This is a genomic window from Psychrobacter sp. JCM 18900 (assembly GCF_904846625.1).
Taxonomy (GTDB): Bacteria; Pseudomonadota; Gammaproteobacteria; order Pseudomonadales; family Moraxellaceae; genus Psychrobacter.
Genome location: NZ_CAJHBL010000004.1, coordinates 14,375 through 26,174 on the forward strand (window position 1 = coordinate 14,375; position 11,800 = coordinate 26,174).

An 11,800-nucleotide genomic window follows, 5' to 3' on the forward strand; every position below is an offset into this window, starting at 1 on the left:
GGAAGTTCACCAGACGATTTATTCTTTGATCGCTATTTATTGAACCATTTGAAAGTATAATAAAGTAGGGTAGGTCATAGTTTACAGCGCATAAAAAAGGCTTATTCAGTCATTACTGAATAAGCCTTTTTTTATTGATTAAGAATAGTCTTGTTTATCACTCTGGCATCAGTGGCATACTTTCAACGGGCGTCACTGTCAATGGATTTTCCGGTACGCTATCATCACTACGATTGTTGCTTGGTTTCGTTGATGGTGGAGTACGGGTATTTTCAGTAGGCTCTGGAGCCGAAGGCTTACGCTGCTGAGTTTGAGTCTTAACTGGCTTGGCTGTTTTCTTGGCGTCATCATCAACTAGGATGCCACCATCAGTCATCTCTATGATACTTTGCTGTTGCTTTCTGGATTTTGAGCGGTTATTGATAGATACCCACTGGCTTGGCGTGTCTTTAAGCTGAGCTTTCATAAAGTCCATCCAGACTGGCAGCGCTGCCACACCCCCATATTCACGGCGACCCATAGTCGCTGGTTGATCAAAGCCCATCCATACTACTGTTGCATTGGTAGGGTGAAAGCCTGCAAACCAAGCATCTTTAGCTTTATTGGTTGTACCAGTTTTTCCGCCAATATCATCACGACCCAACGCTTTTGCTCTCCGCGCAGTCCCAAGCTGTACAACATCTTGTAATATATCTGCCATCTCAAAAGCCACTCTAGGTTGCAGTATACGCGGTGCTTGTTTGGCTCTTACATATTGTACGGCAGGTGCTTTTAGGCGGTCTGATTGTGGACCTGCGTTATATACCTTTAAATCAAGCTCTTTATCTGTTGTTTCGCTATCATCATTACTTTTCGATGATGAATTATCGGCAGTTATTTCATTAGTGCCATCATCAAGCGCTTCAATTGACTTCTCATACTCTTCAACTAAGCTGCTATTAACCTTTTCAAGTTTTTCGTTAAAGCATAGTGCACATGCTTGACGTGGATTTGCCTGAAACAACAGCTCGTTTTTATAATTGTAAATTTGTTCAATAAAGTAAGGTTGGACACGATGACCACCATTCGCGAAGGTTGAGTAAGCCGTGGCCATTTGTAATGGTGTGGCTTGTCCTGCTCCAAGTGCTAATGACAAGGTTGTTGGTAGCTTTTCTTTATCAAGACCGAATTCATCTAATAGGTTGCGCGTACTTGAGATACCGATAGCTTGTAACAAGCGAATAGATACGAGGTTACGGGATAAATATAAACCACGACGTAAAGTGATATCACCTAAGAAACGTTCATCAGAGTTTTTAGGCTTCCAGTCACCTACTTGGATAGCTTTATCAGACACTATGGTATCTGGGCGATAACCTTTTTCTAAAGCAGCGGTATAAACAAGTGGCTTAATGATAGAGCCAGGTTGACGCCAGCCTTGTAGAGCGCGGTTGAATTTACTGTGGTTAAAATCAAAGCCACCAACCAATGCATTTACAGCACCAGTCTCTGGATTCAACGAAACCAAACTACCTTGGATTTTAGGTATTTGACCTAATTGCCAGTTGCCATTTGAAGTAGGTATCACACGAACGATATCATTTTTCTTAACAACTTGACTGGCATTGCTAGGGTAATAACCAATACGGTCAGCAGAAATATATTTACGCGCCCATTTCATACCAGACCAATTAACGGTCACTTCTTCACCAGATTGTAAGACTGCATCAAAACTACGAGAATTGACTTTAGTCACCTTGGCAGGAGACATATTGCTGTAACGTCGGAAGTTTTCGAGAGGCTCATCATTTGCTTCAGCCCCGCGCCAACCATGGCGATGCTCGTAAGCAATCAATCCTGTTACTACTGCTGCTTCTGCATCTGTTTGCGCTTTACTATCTACTGTGAGACGTACGCGCCAGCCACCGTGCATGACTTGATCGCCATAACGTTCGACTAAAGAAGCACGCGTCATTTCTGCCAAATAAGGCATATTTACATCGAGCTTTTCTTTATATAGGTTGATACCTATAGGGGAGTTAACCGCTTCATCATACTGAGCTTTGGTAATATAGCCAAGCTCGTGCATGCGTCCAACGATCCAGTTACGGCGAGTCAATGCGCGGCTAGGATTGGCAACAGGATTATATTTAGAAGGGGCTTTTGGTAGACCGGCTAGCATCGCCATTTCAGCAATGGTTAGATTGTCTAATGACTTACTATAGTATTTTTTGGCCGCAGCACGAATGCCGTAGGCACCTTCGCCCAGATAAATTTTATTGACATATAGTGTCAAAATGTCATTTTTGCTCAGTTCGTCTTCGATCTTCCGCGCCAAAAATAACTCTGTTAGTTTGCGGTTTAAAGTACGTTCTGGACTTAAGAAATAGTTTTTAGCAACTTGCATCGTAATAGTAGAGCCACCTGTTTGACCATCGTCGTCAGTGACTGCTTCGGTGACAGCGCGACCAAGACCTTTAATGCTAATTCCGCTATGCTGAAAGAAAGAAGCATCTTCGGCTGCTAAAAAAGCATGAGTTAAATCTTCAGGAATTTCTTCAAAACTAACTGGTAACGATAAACGATTGCCGTATTGGCCAATTAATTTATCATCACTACTATAAATCTGTAATGGCATTTCTAGTTTGGCTGTTTTAATTTCTTGCGTACTAGGCAGGGTCGGCGATAGATACATGGCCATCCCATAAAAACCAATAGGTACAGCAAGTGCTAGAACAACTGCCAATGCTAGGCAAGCGATAAAGAGTCCCACCAAAAAGCGAATGAGACGAGCGGTAGCATTTGTTTTGGCCATAATAAGACTTATTAGTTAGAATTTGTAGCAGACAATATTATTATACATTGAACAAAATAGGCAGGTCATAATAAATGTGTAAGTTGGCCTTAATATATTTTTAAATGCTTGAATCTATCAATTAAGTAAAGTATTGTATTGAATTATTACAAATAACTACCAGATTGTACACTTAATATAAGGTATAGAGCTAGTGAGGCTATTTACTTCCAAAAGTCGACATTTGATTGGCGTGGATATTTGTGCCACTTCAGTAAAGTTGGTTGACATACAGCGTCAGCAAGGCATGTTTCACCTAAAATCTTATGGTATTGAAAGACTACCGGAAGGTATCGTGGTTGATAAGATTTTAGTAGATACAGAAGCTGCCGGCAATATTATAACGAGCTTGGCAAGACGCTGCCAAGTAGCAGGTAGCAATGCTGCGACAGCGGTTTCTGGCTCTGCAGTGATTACTAAAATCATTGATATGGATATGACACTTAGCGATGTAGAACGTGAGGCGCAAATACGTTTAGATGCCGACCAGTATGTGCCTTATCCATTAGAAGACGTCAATCTAGATTTTGAAGTATTAGGACCGTCTTTGGTTAGTGAAGATATGGTTCAGGTATTGCTTGCTGCTTCTCGTTCAGAGAACGTTGACCAGCGTGTCGATGCTTTAGCCTTCGGTGGCCTACAAACGAAAGTCATGGATATCGAATCTCATGCAATCGAGCGTGCGTTTGGATTGATGGTAGATAGTCTGCCAAATGTACCCGAACTAGTAGCATTGGTAGATATTGGCCACAATCAAACCACATTATACATCGCTAAGAATGGTGAGTTTATTTATAGTCGTGAGCAGTTATTTGGTGGTGCTCAGCTGACCGAGGCAATACAAAATCGCTATGGCCTGTCAGCAGAAGAAGCGACACTAAGCAAACGTGAACGTACCTTACCTGATGACTATTATCCTGAAGTACTAACCCCTTTTATAGAAAATACCATTCAACAGATCACTCGCTCTTTACAGTTTTATTTTTCATCAAGTCAATATAGCAGTATCGATCATGTGGTGCTTGCAGGGGGCAGCAGTTCTATTGCAGGTCTCGCTGGTATGGCACAACAAAAGCTGGGTGTAACTGTCAGTGTTGCTAACCCTTTTACCAATATGACTATTGCACCAAATATCGATAATGAGCAATTGGCGGTCGATGCGCCAAGCTTAATGGCTGCATGCGGTCTTGCGTTAAGGAGCTTTGACTAATGGCTCGTATTAACCTTTTACCTTGGCGACAAGAAGAGCGTGAACGTCGTAACAAAGAGTTTGTGACTCTAATAGTAGCGGTGACATTACTGACCCTATTAGCAGCCTTTGCTTCATGGAGTTATTTCAACAATGAACTTGATGAACAGCTTGATGCCAATGCATTGATCGAACAAGAAAACACTCGCTTAGACACCGCATTGACCGAAATTGACAGTTTAGAACAGCGCCGTGAAGACATTATTTCACGCATGCAAGTCATTCAAGATTTGCAGGGACGACGTCCTGTGCCTGTACGTTTATGGGATGATCTCGCTAAAGCTATTCCACCAGCACTTTATCTAAATAACCTCAAACGTGAAGGCGATACGCTAACTTTGACAGGCTTAGCGGACAATCCAAATATTGTGTCCAGCCTGATTCGTAACCTTGATAACAGTAAATGGATGGGCAACTCAGCAGTAAGTAACATTCAACAGAATATTAGCGCTTATGAGGCTGCTCCAGCCCTCAATAATACGGTTAATACTGGTGAGCAGGTGCGCCCCGTTTATCCTGAAGACAGTTACGTACAGTTTGTAGTAACGACTAGAGTACAATCGGAAACTCCGACTGCTGCTGATACCGATACTGGTCTAGGAGGTGCGTTATGAAGCTTATCCGCAAAAAGAGCCTCTCTAAAACCAAGAAATCTGCTTTAAAGCCAAAAAAGCAATTCGATTTAAATGAGTTTCGCCGTAGTTTTGAGTCGCTAGATTCAGAAAACTATGGCAGTTGGCCATTACCTGTAAAGGTGACAGTGATTGGTCTTATCATCACTTTTATCGCAGCATTGTCATGGGCATTACCCATCAGTAGCAAAATCGATGAGATCAATGCGGCTGAAAGCCAGCAGCAGACCTTGCTTGATAGCTACCGTGAAAAAGAATCTCGCGCACGTCATTTAAAAGCGTATCAAGCGCAAGTTGTCCAAATGGAAACTGAATTTAATACTTTATTAGATCAGTTGCCGAAAGATACGCGTGTGTCAGAATTGGTAGAAGGCATAAACATGACAGGCGTTGGTAGCAATATCCGCTTCCAAGATATTTCAGTAGAGCCTGAAATTGAAAACGAATTCTTTATTGAGCAGCCAATACGTATTGCGGCTTTGGGTGAATACCATCAGTTTGGTAGCTTTATCAGTGGTCTTGCTGCACTGCCTCGAATTATTACGATGCATGATTTTGAAGTCAGCAATCCACAGCCTACGTTGGATGTTTTGCCAGAGCTTAACTTAGTCTTGCAAACTAAGACCTATCGCTCTAAAGAAGCGGCTCCTGAAGGTGATGCAGCCGCTGCTACTGATACAAATGCAGGAGGCAACTAATGAGTATTCAAAAAATGCCCATGCTATTGGTTTTAAGTGTCGCTGTTTTATCTATGACAGGGTGTAGTGACCGTATAGGTATGGCAGAGCAGGCAATGACCGATATCCGCAACCAGCCTGCACAGCCTATTGAGCCGCCGCCTAAAGCCGAGCTGGTAGAGGATTTTGTATATAGTGCTAGCTCGCAGCGTAGTCCATTTTTACCACCGAGTTTAGTCAATGTACAAGGCCCGACCACTCCTATAGATGGTGTGCGACCAGATATCAACAGAATCAAAGAACCGCTTGAGCAGTATGAACTATCGCAATTGGTCTTCCGAGGTGTGGTGATTTCGCCCGAAGGTCAGCGATATGCATTGATACAACGTCCTGATGGTTCAGTGGCCAGTGTTAAAGTAGGCGATTATCTTGGATTGAATGACGGCCGTATTGTTGAAATCACGCCGACCCAGGTTAACTTGATTGAAATTGTGCCAGATAGCCGCGCAGGGTTTGTAGAAAAACCCCAGTCGCTGGTATCCCCTATAAGCTAAGTCGGCAGATTTTTTGAGGAATAAATAATGACAGTACGCAATAACAAGGTAATGATGATGAGCAACCGCATGTCTTCTGCTTTTGCCATTTCAGCACTGGCAGTCAGTATGGTGGCTGTGACTAATAGTGCTCATGCTGCACAGCGCATCGATAATGTCTCTGTAGTACAGACCGCACCTGCAGTGACGCAAATGCGTTTGGGGTTTACAGGATTGCCAGTATTGCCTGCAGCCTATCAGCTTGATGATCCTAGTCGCTTAGTTCTAGATTTCGAACAAGTACAGAATGGGCTTGCTAGCCGTTTTAACGAATACAACATCGGTGCGATTAATGAAGTTACTACGCTAAGTAGTGACAGTACCACGCGCCTCATCGTTGGTTTAAAAGAATCGGGAAACTATACGACAGCGATTGAAGGCAATGATTTATTGCTAACCATCACTGATCCTAATCGTCCCGTCATTACTAGCGACCCGATTCAAGATGTACTTAATAACAATAATAGTATGACAACGACCGCGGTCGTTACGCCTATCGTTGAGAGTTCTACCGTACCAGTGGCACCTGTACGTACCACGAGCAAGGTTGTCGTGAAGAACGAAGTACCAGCTGATACGATGGTGGTCAGAGTCAATCCACTTTTGAACCCGCAGTTGGCTGCTTCACAAGTAAGTAAGCAGTATAGCTATGATGGGCTAAGCGCAGTCAATTTTTCAGCAGGTAACGATGGTGGCGGTAATGTCAGTATGGTACTTGCCAACGAAGCTATTCCAGTAGATGTGCAGCGTCAAGGCAATAAACTTGTCGTACGTTTGACTGGTAGTACGGTTCCGAGAAACTTACTACGCCGATTGGATATTAATAGTGGTCTTGTTGGTAGTATTGATACCAAAAACCAAGGACAGAATGGCGTCATTACCATTAACATGAATGACGATTATGAGTATCAAGCTTACCAATCAGGTAACCAGTTAAATATTGGTATTAAAAAGCCTGAGCTGTTACGTGAGCCGACGCTGGAAGAAAGAGTCTATAGTGGTGAACCGCTATCTATGGAGTTCCAAGATGTTGAGGTTCGTAGTGTCTTAGATATTTTGGCGCAGTTTACTGAGATGAATATCGTGGCAAGTGACTCTGTTGCTGGTAACATTACCTTGCGTTTGATTAACGTTCCTTGGGATCAGGCCCTCGATATCATTCTTAAGAGCAAAAACTTAGGCAAGCGTGAAAACGGTAATGTGATTTTGGTCGCACCTTCTACTGAGCTCGCTGAGCAAGAAGCACGTGAACTAGAAGCGCAGCAAGCTGTTCAATCTTATGCACCTCTGCGTACTGAATACATTCGTTTAAGTTATGCAAAAGCACAAGATGTCTTAACGCTTATCTCGCAAGGTAGCGGCGCGACTGGTAATAGTAGTGGCCTAGCAAATAGCGATGATAATAATACGTTGTTATCCAACCGTGGTACGGTAACGGTTGACGAACGTACCAATACTTTGATTATCAAAGACGTGGCTGATAGTATCGAAAATATCCATAAATTAATCAGCAAAATTGATATACCTGTTCGCCAAGTCATGATTGAAGCACGTATCGTCAGTGCAACTGATAGCTTTAGTAAAGAGATTGGTGTTCGTTGGGGTATCTTGTCAAATGGTGCGGCCAACAATCGCAGCTTATTGGTTGGCGGTAGCGATCAAACTTTATGGGATTTAAAAGATTTTGATGTAGAGACGACGACGGTAAATGGTCAAACCGTTTCTTATCCTTCTTATGACATTAGTCGTCCTGATAACCTAAACGTTGATTTAGGCGTTTCTAACCCAGCGGGTAGTATCGCCTTTGGTTTGCTCAGTATGTCTGATGTAATGCTAGATCTTGAGCTATCGGCATTGCAAGCAGATAACCGTGGTGAAGTTATTTCTACACCAAAGATTTTGACCGCGGATAAGCAAACTGCAAAAGTCTCTTCTGGTACTCAGATTCCGTATCAAGAAGCATCAGCCAGTGGTGCGACGACAACCAGCTTTAAAGAGGCCGCATTAAGTTTAGAGGCTACACCAAATATCACGCCTGATGGTAAAATTGGTCTGCAATTGGTCATTACTAACGGCACGCCGACAATCATCAATAATCAGGTTGCTATCTCTGAAGACTCTATATCAACCAATGTTATTATTGAAGATGGTCAGACAGTCGTACTGGGCGGTGTTTTTAAAAATCGCACTAGTAATGGCGTAGATAAAGTACCTTTCTTAGGAGACTTGCCTTATATCGGTCGTGCATTCCGTCGTGATGTACGTAGTAATAGTAAGGAAGAGCTATTGATTTTCGTAACTCCGAAGCTTATTAATGATGGTACGAGCCGTCTGAACTAGTCATAAAGCAGTTAGCTAATTGCTAAAAAAAGTAAGCCATAGTGCTTGCTTTTTTTATGCGCGAGATTAGTGGTTTTAGCGTTGCAATACCTATGTATGTACCGATGAATGGTGTGCTCTAAATTTTACTCACAATAATCACAGCTCATTACTAGCCAGAATAACAATGACGTTGTATCATACCTAATTTAGCTGAGTAAGTATTATGGGGCAGGAATTACCGTCGGTGTTTTTAGTGGGTCCGATGGGAGCAGGGAAGACGACAATCGGAAAACTGCTTGCCAAGCAGTTAGGTCGCACGTTTGTAGACAGCGACTGGTATATTGAATCGCAGACAGGTGCCGACATTGCTTGGATATTTGCCAAAGAAGGCGAAGCAGGTTTCCGTGAGCGTGAAACGCGTGCCATTGATGAATTGACCCAAAACTCTCAAATCGTATTGGCGACCGGTGGCGGTGCAGTCATGTGTGCTGAAAACCGAGAGTTCCTAAAACAGCGTGGCATCGTCGTTTATCTTAATGCACCTGTCGAGGTGCAGCTGGCACGTACCTCTAAAGACAAGTCTCGACCATTATTACAGCAGCCTAATCCTAGAAAAATATTGCAAGAGTTATACAGTGCGCGCGATCCACTCTATCGCCAAGTCGCCCATATTATTATGCCTACTGGTCACACGTACCCACGCCATATGGTCAATCAATTGATGCAGCAGCTAGAATCATTCGTCGATTGCACTACGGACTCATCGGCGCACCAAGAAGACTAGTAATAGACTGGCAACTACGATTGATATCCAGACTGAATTACTTTTACCTCATCGAAAATGCTTTAGGAGTATCACATGGTAATGCCGTTTCATGATGGCCTAATAGTTCATACGCAAAGTCATGATTATCCTATTGTCATTACTGAACAATCTGCGACTGAACATAGTAGTATGGCGAAGCAAATCACGCCTTATATCAGTGGCCGTCAGGTTTTAATCGTCACTAATGATACTGTGGCACCTTTATACTTAAAAGCATTAGAAGATGAGCTAGCAGAGCAGTTTGTGGTAAAGGTGTGCGTACTGCCAGATGGCGAACAATACAAAAATCAGGCAAGTATTGATCAGATTTATGATGCGCTAATGACAGAACACTTCAATCGTGATGTGACACTTATTGCCCTTGGCGGTGGTGTAATCGGAGATATGACTGGCTTTGCTGCTGCCAGTTTTATGCGCGGTGTCAATTTTATTCAAATTCCAACGACGCTATTGTCACAAGTGGATTCTAGTGTTGGTGGTAAAACAGGTATCAATCATCCGCAAGGTAAGAATATGATTGGTGCTTTTTGGCAGCCGCAAATGGTGGTTGCTGATATGAGTACGCTTAAGACACTACCTGCACGTGAGCTATCGGCTGGAGTAGCTGAGATTATTAAATATGCCCTTATCATGGATGAGGCCTTTTTAACGTGGCTTGAGGCAAACTTGCCTGCAATGATGGCGCTTGATTTGGCAGTACTTGGTGAAGCTGTAAAGCGCTGCTGTCAGTACAAAGCCGATGTAGTGGCACAAGACGAAAGAGAGTCAGGTGTGCGCGCGCTATTGAACTTTGGTCATACTTTTGGTCATGTGATTGAAACGCATGAAGGCTATGGCAACTGGTTACATGGCGAAGCAGTAGCGGCTGGCATGGTACAAGCAGCCGAGCTATCGCAAAAAATTGGCTGGCTAACGGATGATGAAGTTATACGTATTAAGCGTGTTTTAGAATTGGCAAACTTACCTATTACGCCACCAGCTATCGATGTAGACACTGCTTTAGATTTAATGGGACACGATAAAAAAGTGAAACACGGACAAATCCGCCTAATTTTGTTAAAATCAATAGGCGATGCGGTAATGACTAATGAGTTTGACGGCGAACTATTGCATGAAGTTTTGTCGAAACATAGCGCGTAACGTCTCAAGAACTTATCGTTTATATATTTATACTAAAATCTCGTACTTATAGCCGACTGGTTAGCTGTACCTCTGTTTAAATAAGCATCTATATCATGCTGTAAAACATGTGTTTACCAAGGACCGCCTCATGGCAACATCAAAAACAAAAACGCGTACTGCTAGCCAATCATACAGTCGTCAAGCACTGATTTGGCTAATAGTGACCTTGCTCTTAGGGGTGGTCACAGCGTTAGTATGGATGTTTAGTCAAACGCCAGCCATGGGTGCCAAAATTGAGAATGCACCAATATCAGCGCCAGAAATTTTGAATGAAGAGTTTGAGCAACCATTAAAAGTTGAATCGCTACATGAGTTAGATACGGATGTGCAACCGATTAACTTTGATGCAACGATTCGAGATTTGCGCGATTACCCTGATGAGTTCAAAGATAAGCGTTATCTGCTAGCTAATAAAGGCAAGTGGACTGTTCAAGTAATGAATGTCGCTGAAAACGATGTGATTGTTAGTTACTTAGAAGGTCGTAAAGATCGCGATAAATTTGCTTATTTCCGTTATCTTGATGATGAAAAACAAGTCCGTTATATGCTGACTTATGGGATTATGAGTAGCCCGCAAGAAGCGGTAGGGGCTGCAAAGCTAATAGACTTTAAGTTACCTACAAACGTACGTGTACTGCCAGAAGAGATTAATCGGTATGTCAGTATCATTGATAATTATGAGCGTCCTGATCCAGTAAAAGATTTGAGTACGAAACGTACGCGTGCCGTCGATTTGAAACCTACTAAGCGCGAAGTGCCAGCTCGTTTGCAAGAAGAAGCAAATGACGCCGCTGCTCAAGCAGCCAGTGCTAATAATAATCGAGGTAACCAAGAAAGCGCTAATAGTAGCAGTACTCAAGAGAGTATTCGTCAGTCGGTAGATACCTCTGCCACGCTGTCTGTTAGTGAAGAGCGTACGGTTGGTGGTGAGACGCAGACAATATCTGAAGCATCGCCAAAAAACGAAAACAACGCAAGTAAGCCCGCGCCAGAAAACAAAAAGTCTGCGGCACCGGCGGAGAATTCTACTAGTAAGAAGCCACCAGTCGTGCCAACACCTAAGCCTCCTAGTAGCACAAACAACAATTCAAATGCTAATGGCAAAAGTGCTAATGCTAACCCTCCCAAAAATAATAGCGATAGTATAAAAGCGCTAATAGAAGACAAGAGTAATTAGTTTTTGTCTGATTAATTAAACCCACTAGCTATCTGGTTAGTGGGTTTTTTTAGCACTATACAAAAAAGTTTTATCGTCATAATAAGCGGCAAACTACTATCGTTAAGTATTATCAAAGCCTTTTACTAACTGTCATTTATATGGTTTGCATTAAAATTTTAATAGCAGTTTTATTTGTCTCATAACTAATAGTAATAAGTCCTCTTACAATTTATGGCTGATGAATCGATAGAAAAGACTAGATTTTTCGACAATCATTAACTAATATAACTGTGGGCGACGTTCTGTATAGTTATCGTAAAAAATGTC

9 protein-coding genes are annotated in these 11,800 nt (G+C 42.6%); 8 read left to right on the forward strand and 1 reads right to left on the reverse strand.

Features of this window, described 5'->3' with window-relative positions; all coding sequences use genetic code 11:
• Positions 1-157 precede the first annotated feature (157 nt).
• Positions 158-2,794 (reverse strand): penicillin-binding protein 1A, encoded by a 2,637-nt coding sequence (locus JMX96_RS08365; RefSeq protein ID WP_201568647.1) that lies wholly within the window; start codon positions 2,792-2,794, stop codon positions 158-160.
• A gap of 193 nt (positions 2,795-2,987) precedes the next feature.
• Between JMX96_RS08365 and pilM the strand changes: the two genes are divergently transcribed.
• From pilM to JMX96_RS08405, 8 genes are all read left to right on the forward strand, one after another.
• Positions 2,988-4,043: a type IV pilus assembly protein PilM gene (gene pilM, locus JMX96_RS08370; RefSeq protein ID WP_101204296.1), complete on the forward strand. Its 1,056-nt coding sequence runs from the start codon at positions 2,988-2,990 to the stop codon at positions 4,041-4,043.
• Positions 4,043-4,696, forward strand: a complete 654-nt coding sequence (locus JMX96_RS08375; RefSeq protein ID WP_201568648.1) for a PilN domain-containing protein — start codon at positions 4,043-4,045, stop codon at positions 4,694-4,696. The genes pilM and JMX96_RS08375 overlap by 1 nt, the downstream gene beginning before the upstream one ends.
• Positions 4,693-5,412, forward strand: coding sequence for a type 4a pilus biogenesis protein PilO (locus tag JMX96_RS08380; RefSeq protein WP_201568649.1), 720 nt, complete (start codon positions 4,693-4,695; stop codon positions 5,410-5,412). Before JMX96_RS08375 ends, JMX96_RS08380 begins: the two co-directional genes overlap by 4 nt.
• A complete protein-coding gene (locus JMX96_RS08385; RefSeq protein ID WP_102090382.1) occupies positions 5,412-5,945 on the forward strand; it encodes a pilus assembly protein PilP in 534 nt (177 codons plus the stop codon). The genes JMX96_RS08380 and JMX96_RS08385 overlap by 1 nt, the downstream gene beginning before the upstream one ends.
• 27 nt (positions 5,946-5,972) lie before the next feature.
• Entirely contained in the window at positions 5,973-8,324 is a 2,352-nt protein-coding gene (pilQ, locus tag JMX96_RS08390) for a type IV pilus secretin PilQ (RefSeq protein WP_201568650.1), read from the forward strand.
• 205 nt (positions 8,325-8,529) lie between these two features.
• Positions 8,530-9,090 carry a shikimate kinase AroK gene (gene aroK, locus JMX96_RS08395; RefSeq protein WP_201549312.1) on the forward strand — a complete coding sequence of 187 codons (561 nt, stop codon included), beginning with the start codon at positions 8,530-8,532 and terminating at the stop codon, positions 9,088-9,090.
• A 75-nt stretch (positions 9,091-9,165) separates the two neighbouring features.
• On the forward strand, positions 9,166-10,272 hold the full coding sequence (gene aroB, locus JMX96_RS08400) for a 3-dehydroquinate synthase (protein WP_201568651.1): 1,107 nt from the start codon (positions 9,166-9,168) through the stop codon (positions 10,270-10,272).
• Between the two features lie 130 nt (positions 10,273-10,402).
• Positions 10,403-11,491, forward strand: a complete 1,089-nt coding sequence (locus JMX96_RS08405) for a hypothetical protein (protein ID WP_201568652.1) — start codon at positions 10,403-10,405, stop codon at positions 11,489-11,491.
• Positions 11,492-11,800: the final 309 nt, after the last annotated feature.

Coding starts and splice junctions, on each gene's coding strand:
- aroB (WP_201568651.1), top strand. CDS start 9,166: ATGGTAATGCCGTTTCATGATGGCCTAATAGTTCATACGCAAAGTCAT.
- JMX96_RS08405 (WP_201568652.1), top strand. CDS start 10,403: ATGGCAACATCAAAAACAAAAACGCGTACTGCTAGCCAATCATACAGT.
- JMX96_RS08380 (WP_201568649.1), top strand. CDS start 4,693: ATGAAGCTTATCCGCAAAAAGAGCCTCTCTAAAACCAAGAAATCTGCT.
- JMX96_RS08385 (WP_102090382.1), top strand. CDS start 5,412: ATGAGTATTCAAAAAATGCCCATGCTATTGGTTTTAAGTGTCGCTGTT.
- JMX96_RS08375 (WP_201568648.1), top strand. CDS start 4,043: ATGGCTCGTATTAACCTTTTACCTTGGCGACAAGAAGAGCGTGAACGT.
- pilQ (WP_201568650.1), top strand. CDS start 5,973: ATGACAGTACGCAATAACAAGGTAATGATGATGAGCAACCGCATGTCT.
- JMX96_RS08365 (WP_201568647.1), bottom strand. CDS start 2,794: ATGGCCAAAACAAATGCTACCGCTCGTCTCATTCGCTTTTTGGTGGGA.
- aroK (WP_201549312.1), top strand. CDS start 8,530: ATGGGGCAGGAATTACCGTCGGTGTTTTTAGTGGGTCCGATGGGAGCA.